15 protein-coding genes are annotated in these 19,488 nt (G+C 40.8%); 13 read left to right on the forward strand and 2 right to left on the reverse strand.

The annotated features are described in order from the left end of the window. Positions 1-73: 73 nt before the first annotated feature. Positions 74-691 (reverse strand): LysE family translocator, encoded by a 618-nt coding sequence (locus tag CWB85_RS15695; RefSeq protein WP_138555399.1) that lies wholly within the window; start codon positions 689-691, stop codon positions 74-76. Positions 692-1,022: 331 nt separating this feature from the next. Between CWB85_RS15695 and CWB85_RS15700 the strand changes: the two genes are divergently transcribed. The 6 genes from CWB85_RS15700 to ihfA all read left to right on the forward strand — a co-directional run bounded on the left by CWB85_RS15700 (position 1,023) and on the right by ihfA (position 9,819). Continuing rightward, positions 1,023-4,103 carry a TonB-dependent receptor gene (locus CWB85_RS15700; protein ID WP_138555400.1) on the forward strand — a complete coding sequence of 1,027 codons (3,081 nt, stop codon included), beginning with the start codon at positions 1,023-1,025 and terminating at the stop codon, positions 4,101-4,103. 124 nt (positions 4,104-4,227) lie between these two features. After that, positions 4,228-5,283 (forward strand): DUF2066 domain-containing protein, encoded by a 1,056-nt coding sequence (locus tag CWB85_RS15705; RefSeq protein ID WP_138555401.1) that lies wholly within the window; start codon positions 4,228-4,230, stop codon positions 5,281-5,283. Next, entirely contained in the window at positions 5,283-5,993 is a 711-nt protein-coding gene (gene hda, locus CWB85_RS15710) for a DnaA inactivator Hda (RefSeq protein WP_016707766.1), read from the forward strand. The genes CWB85_RS15705 and hda overlap by 1 nt, the downstream gene beginning before the upstream one ends. Positions 5,994-6,139: 146 nt before the next feature. Beyond that, positions 6,140-7,120, forward strand: coding sequence for a phenylalanine--tRNA ligase subunit alpha (gene pheS, locus CWB85_RS15715; RefSeq protein WP_016707765.1), 981 nt, complete (start codon positions 6,140-6,142; stop codon positions 7,118-7,120). A 15-nt stretch (positions 7,121-7,135) separates the two neighbouring features. Then, positions 7,136-9,523: a phenylalanine--tRNA ligase subunit beta gene (gene pheT, locus CWB85_RS15720; RefSeq protein WP_016707764.1), complete on the forward strand. Its 2,388-nt coding sequence runs from the start codon at positions 7,136-7,138 to the stop codon at positions 9,521-9,523. Positions 9,524-9,525: 2 nt separating this feature from the next. Beyond that, complete coding sequence (ihfA, locus tag CWB85_RS15725; protein ID WP_016707763.1) at positions 9,526-9,819, forward strand: integration host factor subunit alpha; 294 nt, start codon at positions 9,526-9,528, stop codon at positions 9,817-9,819. A gap of 70 nt (positions 9,820-9,889) precedes the next feature. Here ihfA and CWB85_RS15730 read toward each other — a convergent pair whose 3' ends face one another. Further along, entirely contained in the window at positions 9,890-10,690 is an 801-nt protein-coding gene (locus tag CWB85_RS15730; RefSeq protein ID WP_138555402.1) for a DUF2989 domain-containing protein, read from the reverse strand. A 176-nt stretch (positions 10,691-10,866) separates the two neighbouring features. Here CWB85_RS15730 and CWB85_RS15735 point away from each other — a divergent pair, with 176 nt between their 5' ends. From CWB85_RS15735 to CWB85_RS15765, 7 genes are all read left to right on the forward strand, one after another. Then, positions 10,867-12,309 (forward strand): glyceraldehyde-3-phosphate dehydrogenase, encoded by a 1,443-nt coding sequence (locus tag CWB85_RS15735; protein WP_016707761.1) that lies wholly within the window; start codon positions 10,867-10,869, stop codon positions 12,307-12,309. A gap of 208 nt (positions 12,310-12,517) precedes the next feature. Further along, on the forward strand, positions 12,518-13,648 hold the full coding sequence (locus tag CWB85_RS15740; protein ID WP_016707760.1) for a M14 family metallopeptidase: 1,131 nt from the start codon (positions 12,518-12,520) through the stop codon (positions 13,646-13,648). Positions 13,649-13,822: 174 nt separating this feature from the next. Beyond that, the gene (locus CWB85_RS15745; protein ID WP_138555403.1) at positions 13,823-15,334 is read left to right on the forward strand and encodes an alanine/glycine:cation symporter family protein; all 1,512 of its coding nucleotides are present in this window, start codon (positions 13,823-13,825) and stop codon (positions 15,332-15,334) included. 143 nt (positions 15,335-15,477) lie between these two features. Beyond that, the gene (locus CWB85_RS15750; protein WP_016707758.1) at positions 15,478-15,804 is read left to right on the forward strand and encodes a hypothetical protein; all 327 of its coding nucleotides are present in this window, start codon (positions 15,478-15,480) and stop codon (positions 15,802-15,804) included. 1 nt (position 15,805) lies between these two features. Continuing rightward, a complete protein-coding gene (locus CWB85_RS15755) occupies positions 15,806-16,087 on the forward strand; it encodes a YeaC family protein (RefSeq protein ID WP_016707757.1) in 282 nt (93 codons plus the stop codon). Next, positions 16,077-18,761, forward strand: a complete 2,685-nt coding sequence (locus CWB85_RS15760; RefSeq protein ID WP_138555404.1) for a DUF349 domain-containing protein — start codon at positions 16,077-16,079, stop codon at positions 18,759-18,761. Before CWB85_RS15755 ends, CWB85_RS15760 begins: the two co-directional genes overlap by 11 nt. A gap of 95 nt (positions 18,762-18,856) precedes the next feature. Beyond that, the gene (locus CWB85_RS15765) at positions 18,857-19,411 is read left to right on the forward strand and encodes a YceB family lipoprotein (RefSeq protein ID WP_016707755.1); all 555 of its coding nucleotides are present in this window, start codon (positions 18,857-18,859) and stop codon (positions 19,409-19,411) included. Positions 19,412-19,488: the final 77 nt, after the last annotated feature.

Genomic DNA, 19,488 nt, shown 5'->3' on the forward strand with positions numbered 1-19,488 from the left:
GACCGTCCATTTATAACGCAGTTAGCGCTTTATTTAGCTCGCTAGAATGGTTAAATATTTAAATCGATTGGTATTAGCTAACTGCTAGCCAAATACCTACGCCGATCATTAAAGTGCCGGCAATTCGGTTCATCCACTTTATGTTGTCGCCTCGATTTAAAAACAACCTTAAGCTTTTTCCGCCAGTGGCATAGAGCATCATACAGGTAAATTCACTGAGCATAATAATAGCCACTAAAATACTCAGTTGTGGTGCAATGGCATAATCAATATTAATAAATGGCGGCAACAGGGAAATCATAAATGCCCAGCCTTTGGGATTGGCAATGGCGGTGATAAAACCTTGCGAAAAAAGTGATTGTCGGCTGACTTTTACAGGGTTTTGTTCGCTAAGTTGTATGGTTGCTTTTGCACGCCACATTGCAATACCAATATAGACTAAGTACGCTGCCCCAAGCCATTTTAATCCATTAAAAACAGTTGGGTAATTGAGCATCATACTAGCAACCCCTGCCACGGCGGCAATCGCTACAATGGCAACACCAAGTAACTCACCGATCATCATCCACATGGTTTTGCGTACACCAATACTCATTCCTAAGGTCATGGCTAAGGTCATACACATCCCAGGAGTAATAGAGACAAAAAAGAAGGTTGGTATAAATGCTGCCAATACAGCTAAGTCGAACATGTCGATATCCGTTGTTTATATGCTTAGAACGCGCAATAGTAATGGTTTTTGTAATGCTTATAAACCAGTAGTTAGAACTTTTTAAAGCTCAATTTTAGTTATAATTGTTTTTATTTAGATGTAAATATTTTAATTTAATTGTTTTTGTTGATTGGAATAAATTATTTGAATGTAATAAAAGGATCTGTTAACTTCACGCTTCCTTAATCATTTATTCATTATTTATCTATTTTTGGTGATTTTATATTCACCACGTGTGCTGATCAGTTTAGTAAAAGAAGCATTCAAATGTTCTTCAGTCTTGATAGATAAACTATGTTTTGGAGTTTTGATGAAACAAAAAACGGTAAAAAAAACCATAGTGGCGACGCAAATCGCCTTATTATTAGGATCTGCTTTTTCTGTTACAACATTTGCAAATGAACTTGATCAAGTAGCAAGGCCATCAACCGCCGAACAAGATCAGCAAAAGCAAATAGATAACGATGTAGAAGTGATTCAAGTCACCGGTATTCGTGGTTCATTACGTGATAATTTAAATAATAAACGCTTTTCTGACGCAATTGTTGACTCAATAAACACGGAAGATATTGCTAAAAATCCCGACCGCAATATGGCAGAGGCCTTACAGCGTGTACCAGGTGTGCAAATTACGAATGAATTTGGCGAAGGCTCACAAGTGTCAATCCGTGGTACTGCACCACAATTTACTAATACACTGTTAAACGGTCAGTCTCTTGAATCAGCAGCTTCACTTCCATTAAGGGAAGAAAGCGCCTCATTCGATTTTTCATCGATGTCTGCTGATCAAATATCTAAGATTGAAGTATTTAAATCACCGCAAGCCAATCTACCAGCTGGTGGTATTGGCGGAACCGTAATTTTACATACGAAAAAGCCATTAGAGCGTGAAAATCATTCTGGTTACCTTAAAGCTGAAGCGAACTATAACGATGCGTATGATAAAACGTCACCACAGATGAGCGGCCTTTACAATTGGATAAATGAAGAAGGCTCATTTGGTACATCACTCAACCTCAGTTACCAAGAAGTTAATACCCAGCGCGATGGTAATGAAGCGATTGGTGGTTGGTATGGCTATTATCGTAATGATAAACCGAACCAAATAAATAACTCGCTTGATGATAACAACGTCTATAACACCAGCAGTGATACTTATGAAAAGCCAGGCGCTTATTGGGGGATACCTAATTCCGCTCGCTTCTTTCGTGAGAAAAAACGTTTAAATGGTACGCTTGCTTTTCAATATCAACCAACGGATGAGCTAAACTTTAATTTAGATTATACCTATAACTACAACGATAATGACAACGAATCGCACGCGATGCTTATGCGCAACTATTATTTAGCACGTTGGGCTTATTCTACGGGTGAAGCTAACTCGGCTCCAGGCTACGATGTTGACCGTATTCAAGATTTGCTATTGCATGCGCAAGGTAATGTAAATGATATTACCGCTGTTAATTCGCAGGGGGTTCGCTATGGCGATCCTATCAATAACTTACTTGCGATGGAGTTTCAGGATCGAGATGGCAGCGATGCCAGTAATGATCAATTAAACTTTACCGTTGATTATCAGTTTGATGATGTGTTTGTTAAATTTCAAGTTGGCCGTTCTACTTCAGAGTCTTACGTGTCTGATTTTGGTACTGAGTTTAACTTAAATTTTCAAGAAGGCGTGGATACCGGTCTCAGCGATGTGGGGGTATATTATGATTATGATGCTGACTCAAATACGCCGGGCTGGGGGGTAACAGGGGGAGCCGAAAACTGGCTTGCAAACCCAACCTCTGAAATGTACCTCAATGGCTTTTTTAAACGTGAGCAATTTAGAGAAAATAATGAAAACTATTTTCAAGGTGATATTACTTGGTCTTTAGATAATGAATTCTATATCACATCTATCGAATCAGGCTTTAAAATTCGTAAAAAGTCCTCACAAAACTCACGTTATCTTGCTAATTCTAAGCGTGGCGAAGGAGAGCGAATTATTGCAGGAGAGCTTGCCAGTGGGACTATTTCAGGTGTCCGTGACGGCGTAGGTACTTTCCCGCAAGCATTTTTTGATGTGGATAAAAATGTGCGTGATGATATTTGGCAAAATGATCATCTAGTTGTTGATAATTTAGATAACTGTGAAGCAGCATTAGCTGCGGATGGGTCTGGTTATCGTGGTTGTCGTACCGGCTTCCAAGAAGAGCAGGCGCAATTTTACGATCAAGGCAGTGATATCAACGAAGCCTATATTATGGCAAATATTGGTGGTGGAAAATGGCGTGGTAACATCGGCGTTCGTTTTGTAGATACTGAGCGTTCATCACTTAACTATCAAAGTGTGGGGGTCGATGAACTTGGTAATACTATTTGGCAGCCTGTATCTACTCAATCAGATACGCAAGACGTATTGCCAAGTATGAACCTAAGCTACAATTTGACCGACGAGTTAGTTATACGCACAGCGGCCTCTAAAGTGATTGATCACCCAAGCTTGGCACAATTACGAGATGGTTACGATATTAGTGGTACTTATGATGATCAAGGTGCGGTTAACGAAGAGGATGCACAGCGCGTAGGTGTTGTGGGTAACCCTGATTTAGCATCATATCAAGCAAATCAATTTGAACTTGGTTTAGAGTGGTACTTTACTGATTCGTCGCTAGTTGGTATTACGGCTTTTTATAAAGACTTAAAAAATATCATCCGTAGCCAAACCTCCATCCGTGATTTAACGGGAGCAGGTTTATACACTAATGATGGTCAGCTGGCTGAAGGTGAGTACGCAATTACCTCTAACTATAATGTTGGTGAGCAGCAAGTTAATGGTTACGAAGTGCAGCTACAGCATGATTTTGGTAATGGTTTTGGAGTACAAGGTAATTACACTTTTATCAATGTGCCTGATGAAGAATTTACTTCGCAAGATTATACACCAATCACTGAAACCGATGATAATGGCGATGTTATTGTAACTGGTTTTGAAACTGATACACCTTACACTGAAAACGTTCGCTCTGAAGGTAACTCAAAACACACAGGTAATGCACAAGTGTATTTTGAAAATGAATCGTTTTCCGCGCGCCTTTCTTATAATTATCGCTCACAGTATTTTGTTGGCCCTGACTCGCAATCAGACCTTGTGGTTGATGATAGGCAGTCAATTGATATGAAACTGACTTATCAAATTACTGAGAATATTATGTCAACTTTCTCAGTAACAAATTTGCTGGATGAAGCACAAGAATATTATTTCATTCGTAAACAAATTGAAGTGCCAGAAGGTGGTATTCCTCAAGGACAAGAAGCTTATTACACGCAGCGTAAAGAAAAGGTTGCAGGTAATAACTACACGACCGGGCGTAACTTTTATGTTGGCTTGAACTGGAATTTTTAATTTTACTTATTTCAGCTTGTTAAAAACCACTTATTCGTAAGTGGTTTTTTTACTAATATATTTTTGCTTTGTTGGTAGCTTTGAATTAGGATCAAATCAGTTTAAAACCAAGAACTAATGCCCTGTGTCTAGATTACTTATAGTTATTGCCGCCATTTTCCTAAGCTTCACTGCGACAGCGGTTGAAGTGACTGATCTATATCAAGATGTTTTAAAAGTATCTGACAAATCTCGTGATGCTCGATTGAATGCCAGCCGTGAAGCGTTACTCAATGTACTGGTCAAGGTCAGCGGTGATCCCAACGCGGATAAAAATCCTGCCGCTCAGCAACGCAGCAAAGATATTTCAGATTACATGCTCAAATTTGAGTACGACGAAAAAGCAGATGGTCAACTGAATTTGGTGGTTAAATTTGAGGCGAATAAGATCAACGCCCTTGTCAAAGAACTCGGCCTGCCGTTATGGGGGACGCGTCGTCCACTTGTGGCTATTTGGCTTGCCATTGAAGACAATTGGCGCCGTGAGCTTGTGACACAAGAAAGCTACCCACAACTAGAGCAATTAATTTATAGTACCGCGGCCCGTCGTGGCGTGCCTGTTGTGGTACCGTTACTTGATTTACAAGACCGTGCGCTGGTAGGTATACCAGAAGTGTGGGGGAACTTCTCTGAGCCGGTAGAGCAGGCGTCAAGTCGTTACAGTGCTGAACGCAGCATTACCGCACGATTGTACAAACAAGCAGACAGCGAAGTATGGCTACTTGATTGGCGATTTACAAACGACGACTTATTTGAAGCAAATAGAGTCTCTGGGGATAAACAACAAGCAATCGCTTTAATGATTGACAGTTTAGCCGCAGGGTTGGCAACTGAGTACGCGGTTGATCCAAACTCCACATCGCAGCAGGCTCAAGCGGTATTTAAATTAAAAGGCACCAACAACTTTGTTGATATTGAATTGGCAAAACGTCAGTTACAAAGTCTAAGTGTAGTGACACAAGTGACTATTATCTCGCATACACCTGAGGTGGTTAGTTTTGCTCTAAATCACACTGGAAGTATGAATGATTTGCAAAAAGCATTAGAACTTGACCGTGCCTTTAAACCCTTTGTGGACCCGCGTGCATTTTACCCTGTAGCAGCGAAAAACGATCTAGAATATCAGTGGGTTGGTCTCTAATGCAGGCAATGGAACCGGTGCAAATGGCATTACCGGTAACATTACCAGATGATGAAACCTTTGCCTCTTACTTTGGCGGCGAAAACTCACTGGAAGTAAGCCATTTAAAAAATGCGTTTGCAAGTTTGTCGACCACATTTCAGTATACTTACTTGTGTGGCTTGGGGGATTCGGGTAAATCACATTTACTGTATGCAACCTGTATTCATGCCCAAGAGCATGGCTTATCGACTATGTTGTTATCCATGCGAGAAGTGATTGATTTTGGTCCTATGGTGCTTGATGGTTTAGATACCCTCGATGTGTTGTGTATTGATGATGTGCACTTAGTCGCTGGCAACGATGCTTGGGAAAAAGCACTGTTTAACTTTTTTAATCGTTTTAATGAACCGGGTAAGTGCCTAGTAGTGACCGCTGATTTGCTCCCTGACATGCTTAACATTAGTCTGCCAGATCTTGAATCAAGGCTAAAGTGGGGCACCACATTTCAAATTCGCTCAATGAGTGATGATGATAAAGCCGAAGCTTTAGTGAAACGTGCCAATATGCGAGGTTTAGAACTTAGTGATGAATGTGCGCGGTTTTTATTAACCCGCTTAAGTCGTGATATGCGAGCACTGCTCGATGTGCTTGATAAACTCGATCATGCATCAATGGCCGCACAACGTAAACTCACCATCCCGTTCATAAAATCCACCCTCAAACTCTAGTTAAATCTGCGGATGTTCCCATTTTGTTTAATCAGAATGGGAAAGAATTCAAGAAGATTGGTATAAGGTCTAGAATCTAGCCTGTGCTTTCAGTTATCATTAGCTATTACTAAATGCAATCACCTCTGTGAAAGATCAGGTATCGAATGAACTTAGAAAATATATTAGCGCAAGCACTTGAGGCGGTCGCCAGTGCCAGTGAAATCGCGCAGCTTGAAGATATCAGGGTTAACTACCTTGGTAAAAAAGGCGAAATCACTAACCTATTAAAAACCCTTGGTAAAATTGCCCCTGAAGAACGCAAAGAAGCGGGTCAAGTGATCAACCAAGCCAAGCAAGACGTGCAAGTTGCAATTAATGAAAAACGTGAGTTACTGGCTAGCAAAGCCCTTGAAGAAAAGCTCGCTGCTGAAACAATCGATGTAACCTTACCAGGGCGTGTTATGCCAACAGGTGGTTTACACCCAGTAACACGTACAATTGAACGTATTGAAAGCTTTTTTGGTGAATTAGGTTTTGCTGTTAAATCAGGCCCTGAAGTAGAAGATGACTTTCATAACTTTGATGCGTTAAATATTCCTGAGCATCACCCAGCTCGCGCTGATCACGATACCTTTTATTTTAATCCAAAATTGGTTTTACGTACGCAAACCAGTGGCGTGCAAATTCGTACCATGGAAACCGAACAACCGCCGCTGCGTATTATTTCGCCTGGGCGTGTATATCGCAACGATTATGACCAAACTCATACACCAATGTTCCATCAGGTGGAGGGCTTAATGGTTGATACAGATGTTAGCTTCACAGAGCTAAAAGGTATTTTGCATGATTTCTTACGTAACTTTTTTGAAGAAGACATGGAAATTCGTTTCCGTCCTTCATTTTTCCCATTTACAGAGCCTTCAGCTGAAGTGGACGTAATGGGCAAAGACGGCAAATGGTTAGAAGTATTAGGTTGCGGAATGGTGCACCCGAATGTACTTAAATCTGTAGGTATCGATCCTGAAAAATACACCGGCTTTGCTTTTGGTATGGGTGTCGAGCGTTTAACCATGTTGCGATATGGTGTGAACGACTTACGAGCGTTTTTCGAAAACGATTTAAAATTCCTTAATCAGTTCCGTTAAGAGTGAAGAAATAACATGAAATTTAGTGAAAAGTGGTTAAGAGAGTGGGTTAATCCTGCAATTGACACGCAGGCTCTTTCGGAACAGTTATCGATGGCTGGCCTAGAAGTAGATGGTATAGAGTCAGCTGCTGCAAAGTTTTCAGGCGTGGTTGTCGGTGAAGTGGTTGAATGCGGCCAACACCCAGATGCAGATAAATTGCGCGTAACAAAAATTAATGTCGGTGGCGATGAGCTACTCGATATTGTGTGCGGTGCACCAAACTGCCGTCAAGGCATTAAAGTTGCTGTAGCAACTGTTGGCGCTGTGTTACCTGGCGATTTTAAGATTAAAAAAGCCAAATTACGCGGCCAACCGTCTCACGGTATGCTGTGTGCGTTTGTAGAGCTAGGTATTAGCGAAGAAGGCGACGGCATCATGGAGTTACCAAGTGATGCACCTGTGGGCACCGACTTACGTGAGTATTTAAGCCTTGATGACAACATCATTGATGTTGATTTAACCCCTAACCGTGGCGACTGCCTTGGTATTAAAGGGATTGCCCGTGAAGTAGGTGTACTTAACAGCATTGATGTTAAAGCACTGGATATTCCTGCGGTGACACCGACAATTGACGATAAAGTATCGATTGAATTGGTCAATGAAGATGCGTGTCCACGTTACTTAGGGCGTGTGATCAAAGGCATTAACCTAGACGCGCAAACGCCACTGTGGATGGTTGAAAAACTGCGTCGTAGTGGTGTGCGCGCAATTGATCCTGTCGTCGATGTAACTAATTATGTGTTACTTGAACTTGGTCATCCAATGCACGCGTTTGATTTAAATGCTATTGAAGGTGGTATCAAAGTGCGTAGCGCCAACGCTGGGGAAGAGCTGGTATTACTTGATGGCAACACAGCAAAGTTAAATGAATCGACATTAGTGATTGCCGATCATAACAAAGCGCTTGCTATTGCAGGTATTTTTGGTGGTGAGCAATCAGGCGTTACAGAGCAAACGACTGATATTTTATTAGAAAGCGCGTTTTTCAATCCGGTAGCAATTGCAGGTCAAGCTCGCAGCTACGGCTTACATACTGATGCATCGCATCGTTATGAGCGAGGTGTTGATTTTGCACTACAACATGATGCAATGGAGCGTGCAACAGCCTTACTACTTGAAATCGTAGGCGGTCAAGCAGGTCCTGTGGTTGAAGCTGTTGCAGCTGATAAGTTACCTAAGGTCACCGAAGTGCGCCTGCGTCGTGCACGTTTAGACCGCGTTATTGGCCATCATATTGATGATGCGAAAGTAACAGACATTTTAACCCGCTTAGGCCTTGATGTTAAAATTGTTGATGGTGTGTGGAGCGCGGATGTACCAAGCTACCGTTTTGATATCCGTATTGAAGAGGACTTAATCGAAGAAGTTGCTCGTGTATATGGTTACAATAGCATTCCAAATGTAGCACCAACTGCTAAATTAAAAATGACTACGCACAATGAAGCGACAATTGCGGTGAATAAATTCCGTAATACCTTAGTGACTCGTGGTTACCAAGAAGCAATCACATACAGCTTTGTTGATCCTAAAGCACAAACTATTTTGCACCCAAATAGCGATGCGCTCGTTTTACCACATCCTATTTCGATTGAAATGTCGGCAATGCGAGTGAGTTTAATGCCGGGTTTACTTGCGTCAGTAATGTATAACCAAAACCGTCAGCAACCACGTATTCGTTTATTTGAGCATGGCCTTAAATTTTTACGTGATGAGAATGCTGAAAATGGCGTTAATCAAGTGGCGGTTATTGGTGGTGCGATCACCGGTCTTGCCCATGGTGAGCACTGGATTGAAGAAAAACGTGTCGTTGATTTTTATGACTTAAAAGGTGATGTTGAAGCATTACTTTCATTAACCAATGATATAACACGTTTTGAGATCAAAGCAGAACAATCAGATGGCCTACATCCGGGTCAATCTGCAGTGATTTATGTTGATGGTAAAAAAGTTGGTTTTTTTGGTGCTATTCATCCTCAAGTACAAAAATCGTTAGATATCAATAATGCGACTTATGTGTTTGAAATTGAAATGTCTGCCATTGAAAAAAGAAATTTACCAGAGGCTGTTGGAGTTTCGAAGTTCCCTTCAAACCGCCGCGACATCGCGATTTTAGTGGAAAATCAGGTTAAATCTGGCGACATTTTATCAGTGATAGAAAAAGTTGGCGGAAATCAATTGGTTGACCTAAACTTATTCGATGTGTATAAGGGCAAAGGTATTGAGCCAAATTACAAGAGTTTGGCGATTGCTCTAACACTGCAGGCGGTTGATAGAACACTCGAAGAGAAAGATATCAATCTAGTAGTTGATAACGTGGTGGCCGCACTGGCCGAACAGTTTAATGCATCGTTGAGGGACTAGATATGGCGCTTACTAAAGCCGACATAGCTGAACACCTATTTGAAAAATTGGGGATCAATAAAAAGGATGCCAAAGATTTAGTTGAAGCGTTTTTTGAAGAAATCCGCTCAGCGCTTGAAAAAGGCGAGCAGGTTAAGCTCTCTGGATTTGGTAACTTTGATCTTCGTGACAAGAAAGAAAGGCCTGGCCGTAACCCGAAAACAGGGGAAGATATCCCTATTTCGGCGCGACGTGTTGTGACTTTTCGACCGGGTCAAAAGCTGAAAACTCGTGTTGAAGTCGGCACGAGCAAATAAATTAAAAAAGGCAGCGTAAGCTGCCTTTTTCTTTGCTATTGCGCAAATTTATCAGTATTAAATATTGAGCCTAAAATTCGCGTGGTGAGACAAACTGACCGGATTGGATGCTGTCATAAGTTTGCTGTGCCAATGTATCTAAACTATTCAGACTTTTTCCTGCCGCAGTTAATTGTTGTTCAATCGGAAATATTTCGACATTGGTTATTCCAGAAAGCTGTGCAACCTTGGCAAAAGTATAGGCGTGTTTATATTTTTCATGTTTATAAAATAAACTGACCAAAGTGGTGTAAATTTCAGGGTTGGGAGTTTCGTTTGCTTTATTTAACTCTAAAGTTTTATAAAGTAAATCAATAGTCTTTTCTTCATCAAATTTAATAAAGTAACTGGCTAAGAAAAACTGCATTTCAGCACTTTGTGTCACACTGGGATCGTTTTCAAGCGCAAGCAACTTAGTAAGTGCTGACTGATTATTATTGCGTGACCAGTGATAATATAATAAGCCAGGATGATCAGTATTTTTGGTATCTTGATAAAGCCGTGTCATTTCTTTGATGCTGGTTAAGTGTGCTTCTACACGAGATGTGGTCTTTGCTTTTAATTTGATATGCTCAATTTTTGCTGCTAGCGAGACACACTGATCGTATTTTTCAAACCCTTTCAATAATAGGTACTTGTTATCATCTGTTGGTTGTTTATATTCATGATAGCGGGCCATGATCACCTCAGCGCGGAGCGCTTTACAGTGACTGTCTGTATTTAAATCATTACATAACCCCGGTGTATCCTCACACACTTTAGTAAGTGTTAACGGTTGTTCGCACCCAGTTAACGCTAATAAACTTAGTAAAACACTTACCCTAAGTAACATTCCTTAACCCCACCTTAATAATTTCTTTATTATTCTAGCTTAATGAATTGCTCTGTAACAGTGGAGAATAAAGTTAGTTTAAATTAGAATAGCGCTGCCCACTGAGGCGTATTGCTCTCAAAACACAATATGTCTTAAGGCTATCCGTTCAAAAATTGTTTAATTAGGTAAAAAACATGACCTCATCTCACGAGTTAGAATACACAAATAGTTGGCAAGAACGCCAAGATTACGCTGAAAGCATGCAACCTATCATCGGTAAGCTGTATCGTAATCGCGGTATTGAAATCGCTGTATATGGCCGTCCTCTCGTTAATGCTAGTACTATTGACATCATCAAGTCTCATAAAACAGTGGCACAATTTGAAGGCACTAAATTACGTTTACGCGAAAGCTTCCCGTTTTTAGAAGCTATCAGCAAAATGGATTTAAACTCTGCACGTATTGATATCGGTAAACTTGCTTACGGTTATTTATTTAACGATGCGGCAAATGGTCGTTCTATTGAAGCGTATTTAAACGACGAATTAGCTGAAATTATCAACTCACAAGCAAAAGAGCCACGTGATGTTGTGCTCTACGGCTTTGGCCGTATTGGTCGTTTATTAGCACGTTTGTTAATTGAAAAGTCAGGTCCTTATGCTGATTTACGTTTACGTGCGATTGTTGTACGTGGTGGTAAAGATGGCGATCTTGAAAAGCGTGCGAGCTTATTACGTCGCGACTCAATTCATGGTCCATTCAATGGGTCAATCACCATTGATAAAGAGCGCAATGCAATTAAAGCAAACGGTAGCTACATTCAAGTTATCTATGCTAATTCACCAGATGAGATTGATTACACCTCGTATGGTATCGAAAACGCACTTATTGTTGATAATACCGGTATCTGGAAAGATGAAGCAGGGCTTGGTTTACACCTAAAATCAAAAGGCGCAGCGAAGGTCTTATTAACGGCACCGGCAAAAGGTAATATCAAAAACATCGTATACGGTGTTAATAACCACGATATTCTGCCTGAAGATAAAATTGTTTGTGCTGCAAGTTGTACAACAAATGCAATTACGCCAACATTAAAAGCATTGAATGATAAGTTTGGTATTAACAACGGTCACGTAGAAACAGTACACTCGTACACCAATGATCAAAACTTAATTGATAACTATCATAAAGCAGATCGTCGTGGTCGTGCTGCAGCGCTTAATATGGTTATTACTGAAACTGGCGCAGCAAAAGCTGTTTCAAAAGCATTGCCAGAGCTTGAAGGTAAATTAACGGGGAACGCAATCCGTGTTCCTACACCAAATGTATCTTTAGCTATTTTAAATCTTAACCTTGCTACAGGCACTACGGTTGAAGAATTAAACTCATTCTTACGCCATGCTGCTCTGCATTCTGAGTTACGTGATCAGATTGATTACACAGCCTCTACTGAAATCGTATCAACCGATTTAGTGGGAAGTCGTTATGCGGGTGTGGTTGATTCACAAGCGACCATTGTTGACGGTAATCGTGTCGTACTTTACGTTTGGTATGATAATGAGTTTGGTTACAGCTGTCAGGTTGTGCGCTGTATGCGTGATATGGCTGAGGTCTCATTCCCAAGCTTACCGCGTTAATAGGTCATAGCTTAAAATCTTTACAAAAAGCCAGCATTTGCTGGCTTTTTTAGTCGTGAATGTTTTTTCAAAACCAAAGCCATGTGGTAGGCTGTGTCTAGTTTGCTACATTTTAATAACAATGCGTCCATTACATTGGTACGTTCCTTAATTTCTCACTAACAAGCGAAAGGTGAGCGATTAACTTTTCATAGATAGGTTTAATAAAATGAAAATCACCAGTAATTTTGACAGTGGCAATATCAAAGTCATTGCCGCAACCGATCCACTTAATATTCAACTAGAAATCAATAAAGATCATTTATCTGATTTTTTTCAGTGGTTTCATTTTCGTCTAGAAACGACACCTTTTCAAAATCATAAACTGCATATCAATAACCTTGAAAACTCAGCTTACCCAGATGGTTGGGATGGTTATCAAGCGGTTGCATCGTATGATCGCCAAACATGGTTTCGAGTTCCTTCAAACTATGCTGATGGCACGTTGTCATTTGAAATAGAACCAGAATGTGGCACGGTGTATTTTGCTTACTTTGCACCATACAGTTACGAGCGTCATTTAGATTTAATTACTTGGGCGCAAAGCCAAGAAGCGTGTCAGTTAGAAACCTTAGGTGAAACGCTTGATGGCCGTGATATGAGCGTGCTGCGCATTGGTGGTGAAAGCGACGAGAATAAAAAGACAATTTGGATCACTGCGCGCCAGCATCCAGGTGAGACAATGGCTGAATGGTTCGTTGAAGGCGTATTGCATAAATTATTAGATGATGAAGATCCGCATGCTGCGGCCTTGTTATCAAAAGCAGTTTTCTACATTGTGCCTAACATGAATCCTGATGGTAGTGTGCGTGGGCACTTACGTACTAACGCCAAAGGTGTGAATTTAAACCGTGAATGGCAAACACCAAGCATGGAAAATAGCCCTGAAGTGTATTTAGTACTAAATAAGATGCGTGAAACGGGTGTTGATATGCATTTGGATATTCATGGTGATGAAGCTATTCCATATAACTTTGTTGCAGGCAGTGAAGGTATACCCAGTTACGATGCGCGCTTAAAAGAATTAGAAGACAGTTTTAAAGCAGCGTTACACGTAGTGACTCCTGAGTTTCAAGATGTGCATGGTTATCCCAAAGATGAACCAGGTAAAGCAAACCTAACTGTTGGCTCGTCTGCTGTTGCAGAAGAGTTTAAGGCGCTTGCTTATACTGTAGAAATGCCGTTTAAAGATAACGATGATTTACCTGATCCTGACTACGGTTGGTCAGATCGTCGCTCATATCAGTTTGGTCAAGATACGTTGGCTGCCATTGTCAACGTGGTTGATAAGTTACGCTAATATAAAAAGGGCATCATAGTGATGCCCTTATCATTTGCCAAAGCAAACATAAAATTGATAATAATTTTGCCATGTTTAGGCTAAGATTGATCGTATCAACAGGACAAGGTTGCGGATTCTGACTCAGATAGCAGAGTATCGTTAAACAATAATAAAAAATAAAAGAGGATATCCATGGAAGCTTTTGTAAGCGCTGTTAATGGCGTTGTTTGGAGTAATGCACTTATTTACTTATGTTTAGGCGCAGGCCTATTCTATTCTATTTTAACCCGCTTTGCGCAAGTTAGGCATTTCAAAGAAATGTGTAAGTTGCTGTTTAGCCCGAATACTTCAGATACGGGTATTTCGTCTTTTCAGGCGCTGGCAGTATCATTATCAGGGCGAGTAGGGGTTGGTAATATTGCTGGGGTGGCTGCGGCCATTGGCTTTGGTGGCCCAGGCGCTATTTTTTGGATGTGGATCGTGGCTTTTTTAGGTGCCAGCACCGCGTATGCAGAATCAACACTAGGACAAATATATAAAACTGAAGAAGATGGTCAGTACCGTGGTGGCCCGGCTTATTATTTCGACCGCTGTTTAGAACAAAAGTGGCTAGCGGTTTTATTTGCTGTGGCAGCAATTATTGCGTGTGGGGTGTTCTTACCAGGCGTACAAGCAAATGCTGTCGGCAATGCGTTTACGCAAGTATTTGGTAGTGGCACTATGGTGACAACTAGCTTCGGTGATGTCGGCAGTTTTAAACTGGTTGCATTGGCTATTATCTTAATTGTGCTAGCGTTCATTATTTTTGGCGGGATTAAACGTATAGCCAACTTTACTCAAGTTGTGGTGCCATTTATGGCATTAGGCTACATCATACTGGCGTTGATCGTGGTATTTTTAAATATCGATAAAGTACCGGGGATCTTTTCATTAATTATCTCTGATGCATTCACTGCCCAGGCAGGCTTTGGTGCTGCGATTGGTTGGGGTGTAAAACGCGGGATTTATTCTAACGAAGCAGGCCAAGGTACAGGCCCCCATGCTGCCGCTGCGGCAGAGGTTGACCACCCAGCTCAACAAGGTTTAGTGCAAGCTTTTTCTGTGTACGTTGATACACTTTTTGTTTGTACAGCAACTGCGCTAATGATTTTAATCACGCAGCAATACAACGTGGTGGGTGAATTACCTGCAGGGCAATTTATTGTTCAAAATGTCGATGCTGCGACAGAGGTTGGCTCAGCTGCTTTTACCCAAATGGCCTTATTTAGCGTGTTTGGTGGTTTTGGGGAAGCGTTTGTTGGCATCGCATTATTTTTCTTCGCGTTTACGACAATTTTGGCTTACTACTACATTGCAGAAACTAACGTTGCTTATTTAAATTGTTATTTTAAAGGCAGTATTCCACTGGTTATTGTCAAGCTAGTAATTATGTTTATGGTTTCATATGGTATGGTGAACAGCTCTGGTTACATTTGGAATATTGGTGACATTGGTGTCGGCTTAATGGCGTGGATCAATATTGTCGGGATCTTAGCAATATTTTTTGTCGCAAGACCCGCACTATTATGTTTACGTGACTATGAAGATCAAAAGAAAAGTGGGGGGCCAATTACCTTTGACCCTATTAAGCTAGGCATCAAAAACGCGACTTTCTGGGAAAAGCGCCTTGCTGAACAAGCTAAAGCGACAGAGTCTAAAGACTAAGTTAGGTAATTAAAGCCGTTTTTTAATTCACACCGATTGGGTGCAATTGAAAAAAGACAACGACAAATAAAACACGTACAATAAAGGGCGCCGCAAGGCGCCTTTTTTATGCGTAGATTTTTATGCGAAGTATGGAGAAAGATATGGCGATTGTTAGTTGTCCTAGTTGTAATAAGTCAATATCAGATAAACATAAACAGTGCCCACACTGTGATAATAATGTAGCCCAGCTTGATGACGAGCAACGTCAACAGCTAGCGCGCGAAAAGCGTATTCAAAAACAGCAAATGTTTATGAATCACTCTTTTTTTGCGTTGATCATATTTTTAGGTGGCTTCTTTAGCTTATACTTTTTGCACCCAGAACCCGAAACGCCAACCTGGTACGCATGCGCCGCAGCCATTGGTATTGGCTGTATTTGGTATTTAATAAATCGCGTTATTTTAGTGATGCTGAAAAAGAAAAAATGACATGAACATCGACAATCTTGTAAAAACAATTACCCCAGAATTATTCGAACGCTTACAGTATGGTGCGGCAACAGGAAAATGGCCTGATGGCACTGTACTCAGTGACGAGCAAAAACAGCAGACCGTGCAATTAGTGATGCTTTACCAAGCTAAAGTTGCGCAAACAAATGAGCAATTTACCATTGGTTCTAATGGTGAAATGGTGCAAAAAACCAAAGCACAATTGCAAAAAGAATTCACCGCAGACAACGAAATAGCAAGGTTTAGTGAACATGATCTTTAAACACCTTTTTACCCCAAAGTGGAAACATCCCAAGCAACAAGTACGTTTAGAGGCCATTGAAAAGCTTGATGTAGAGCGAGATGCGACTATTTTAAATGCATTAGCACTTGAAGACAGCTCAGCAGAAATCCGTAAAAAAGCACTGACTAAAGTTAATGACTTAGTACTGTGGTGGCAAGCATATAAGCAAGATCAAAGCTTAAAAGAACTGGCAGAACAACATATATCAAATGCCGTTCTGAGTGATGAAAGTAAATTGTCGAGCCAAATTAAAAATGAATATATTGAACGGTTTGCGCCAGTAAAAACCCTTGAAAAATTGGCGTTTGCAGAGAAAGAACTGCAAGTAAGGGCAAAGTTGTTAAAACGCTTAGCCAATCCAAAGCTAGTTGAAAAGGCATTTAAAGAAGGTTCAGCAGAGATGCAAGTGCATCTTGTGGAGCAAGTAATAACGCATCAACTGGTGAAAAGCTTAGTTAAGCATGCACAGGGTGACGCCAAAGCAACACTTGAAACACATATTGAAAACGAGCGTCTAGCCATTGAAATGCCATTACAAGTGCAAAATGACACCCGTGTTATTTTAGCAAAGCTTAATGCACTGCGTGAAAAGCAAGACTTTATTGTAGTGACTCAACAATACGCTGAATTAATGGATCAATGGCAAGGGCTGGAACTGAGTTGGTTAAGCCCAGAGCAACGTGACACCGTTGCCACTAAATACACAGTCTTGACTGATAAGTTAAATGAACTAGTGAGTCAATTACAAGCTGAACATGATCAGCAACAGCAACGTTTAGCCCTGCAACAACGTCAGCTGCTAGCACTGGCAAATTTAGAAGCGCTCAGTGATGAAATTGAAAATGCACTGCAACTTGGTTTAGAAACGCCCGAGCAAATACAGCAAGATTGGTTAGATGCAAAAGTGGCGCAGGCACAAGACAGCTTGGCGCAAAGTGAATTACCAGATAATGCCCAACAACAGCAAATAATCACGCGACTAACGAGTTTATTTAAGCAAGTCGCTAAATTGCCAGAGCTTAGCGAAGCGATCAGTGCATTCAAAGCTGCATTAACCGAACTGAGTAATATCAGTACCGATGGCATTGAGCAAGCAAGTTACGATGATGCTGAACGCCATTTTAATCAAGCGTATAAAGCTGCTAAAGCACCATTGGCACAATTGCCAAAGACTTTGCAGGGGCCTTTTAAAGGCCAGCTTACACAGCAGAAAGAACGTTGGAATACAGCCGTAGCGCCTATCAGTGATAAGCTAACTAAAAACCAACAACTTGCTGCTCGTAAAGGGCGTGATGTAAAACGCTTAATTGAACAAGGTCGTTTTAACGTTGCATTTGGTGTGTTTAAAGGCTTTATTGAGTTGTATGACACCCTAACTCCAAACAGTCAGCAAAGCCTTGAAAAGATTAAAACAGATCTTGAGCAGCAATTAGATAATGCCCGTGATTGGCAAAAATATGCCTCTGCACCGAAACGTGAGGAATTGTTGGCTGAGATCACAGTCTTACTTGAGCAACCTTGCACGGATGCGAAATTACGCGCAACTGAAGTGAAAACATTACGCCGTCGTTGGAATGAGCTTGGTCGTTTAGATACTGAACAAGAGCAAGCACAAGGAAAAGAGTTTGATGACAAAATCGAGCTATTATTTGCCCCTTGTCGCGACTATTTTGCCGAGCTTGAACAGCAACGCGAAGCAACCAAACTTGAGCGTGAAGCTATTATTGAGCAAATGACGTTATTGAATGAAAGTGATACCACAATTGATGCTTTTGATTGGAAAGAGTTCGAAAGCCAGTACAATCGGATCAATAAAGCTTGGCGTAATGCAGGCAACGTTGAGCCGAAAGTATACCGCGCATTACAAACGCAATATAAGGCGCAGCAGCAACACGTATTTAATACTCTAAATACTTTTCACAAAGGCAATGCGGCAGCAAAAAATTCGTTAGTAGAGCAAGCGCAACAGCTAGCGCAAAGTGATGACTTAGCGAGTGCATGTCAGCAGTTAAAAGAATTACAACAGCAATGGCAACGTATTGGTTTTGCTGGTGTGAAAGCTGAAAATGCATTATGGCAAAAATTCCGCCAATTTAACGATGTCACCTTTGCTAAACGCAGTGAAGAGTTTGCCCAGCATAAAGAGCAACAAGCTGCCGACAATGCCATTATAATCGCTCAACTCGTTGAACTGGAAGATGCATTACCTGTCGTAAATCAAAAAGCGCAATTGCTGGATTTACGTACTAAAGTAGTTGTACTTGAAACGAACAAAGAATTAAATAATCGCATTGAAAAGTTATTAGCCAATATTGACGATAAACTTGCGGCTGTTACAGAGCAAGCTGCACAAGCTGATTTCGCCGCTTTATTTACTGCACTGCAAGACCAACAAGCAGTTCCTGCACAATGGCAAACGAGTGCTGATACGCAGCTAAGCGCTGCACAACTATTAGTACGAATGGAAATTTTGGCTAATGTTAGCAGCCCTGAAGGGGTTTCACGTATGGCAGAGCAAGTTGCTATGCTTGATGATAAACATCGCGGTGAACAAGCTGACTTACATTATTACTTAAAACAACTGTTGGCACTCAGCCAAGGTTCAGTTGAGAGTGACACACTAGCACGCTTAAAAGTCATTTTTGGTGCTTAAAACTAGACCCTAATAAATTAAATGATAAAGCCGCCATTGTGCGGCTTTTATTTAGGGTTTGACGTGAATATTTTGCATACGGTAAAGGAAAAATAATGAAGTATATTTTATTGATTGGCTGTTTATTATTGGCTGCATGTAATACCACTAATGGTGTTTCTGTCTATTCATTTACTAGCAGTGAAATTGAGACAGTATTGAATCAACAATTACCTAAGCTCAGTGAAAAAGTGAGCTTGATGGGATTACCTGTGCAATTTGATGTGAATGATTTAAGTGTGAATGTTGGTCCTGATAACCGAGATGTGGTGGTACTTGGTGCTGATTCAAGTGCTGTTGTAAATGCCTTCGCGCTTAAATACCCTGTACGCTTAAAATTGCAGATAGAAGGGGCGCCTTTTTATGATAGTGAAAAGAAAGCGGTATTTTTACGTAATGTAAAACTGCTTGATTCAACAATAGACGCTGGTGGGTTTAAGGGCAACTTAGCGGTACTTGATGATGAAGCAATGAAAGTAATTAACGGGTTTTTAGCTGTTAATCCAGTTTATAAATTAAATATGAATGATCCTAAGGTTGCGTTATTAAGCAAGCTGCCTTTAGATATGAAAGTAGAGCAGGGTGCAATTAAATTAGTACCTAGCATTTAAGCCGATATTCTTTAAATAGTTGCAGCCCTGAATGAACGTGTCAGGGCTTTTTTGTATCTATAAGGTTATGATTAAAC

Source organism: Pseudoalteromonas sp. S1727 (assembly GCF_005886375.1).
GTDB lineage: Bacteria > Pseudomonadota > Gammaproteobacteria > Enterobacterales > Alteromonadaceae > Pseudoalteromonas > Pseudoalteromonas haloplanktis.

Bases quoted from the DNA above. Each gene is read 5' to 3' on its own strand.
- CWB85_RS15695 (WP_138555399.1), bottom strand. From the start codon at position 691: ATGTTCGACTTAGCTGTATTGGCAGCATTTATACCAACCTTCTTTTTT.
- CWB85_RS15700 (WP_138555400.1), top strand. From the start codon at position 1,023: ATGAAACAAAAAACGGTAAAAAAAACCATAGTGGCGACGCAAATCGCC.
- hda (WP_016707766.1), top strand. From the start codon at position 5,283: ATGCAGGCAATGGAACCGGTGCAAATGGCATTACCGGTAACATTACCA.
- pheS (WP_016707765.1), top strand. From the start codon at position 6,140: ATGAACTTAGAAAATATATTAGCGCAAGCACTTGAGGCGGTCGCCAGT.
- pheT (WP_016707764.1), top strand. From the start codon at position 7,136: ATGAAATTTAGTGAAAAGTGGTTAAGAGAGTGGGTTAATCCTGCAATT.
- ihfA (WP_016707763.1), top strand. From the start codon at position 9,526: ATGGCGCTTACTAAAGCCGACATAGCTGAACACCTATTTGAAAAATTG.
- CWB85_RS15730 (WP_138555402.1), bottom strand. From the start codon at position 10,690: ATGTTACTTAGGGTAAGTGTTTTACTAAGTTTATTAGCGTTAACTGGG.
- CWB85_RS15735 (WP_016707761.1), top strand. From the start codon at position 10,867: ATGACCTCATCTCACGAGTTAGAATACACAAATAGTTGGCAAGAACGC.
- CWB85_RS15740 (WP_016707760.1), top strand. From the start codon at position 12,518: ATGAAAATCACCAGTAATTTTGACAGTGGCAATATCAAAGTCATTGCC.
- CWB85_RS15745 (WP_138555403.1), top strand. From the start codon at position 13,823: ATGGAAGCTTTTGTAAGCGCTGTTAATGGCGTTGTTTGGAGTAATGCA.
- CWB85_RS15750 (WP_016707758.1), top strand. From the start codon at position 15,478: ATGGCGATTGTTAGTTGTCCTAGTTGTAATAAGTCAATATCAGATAAA.
- CWB85_RS15755 (WP_016707757.1), top strand. From the start codon at position 15,806: ATGAACATCGACAATCTTGTAAAAACAATTACCCCAGAATTATTCGAA.
- CWB85_RS15760 (WP_138555404.1), top strand. From the start codon at position 16,077: ATGATCTTTAAACACCTTTTTACCCCAAAGTGGAAACATCCCAAGCAA.
- CWB85_RS15765 (WP_016707755.1), top strand. From the start codon at position 18,857: ATGAAGTATATTTTATTGATTGGCTGTTTATTATTGGCTGCATGTAAT.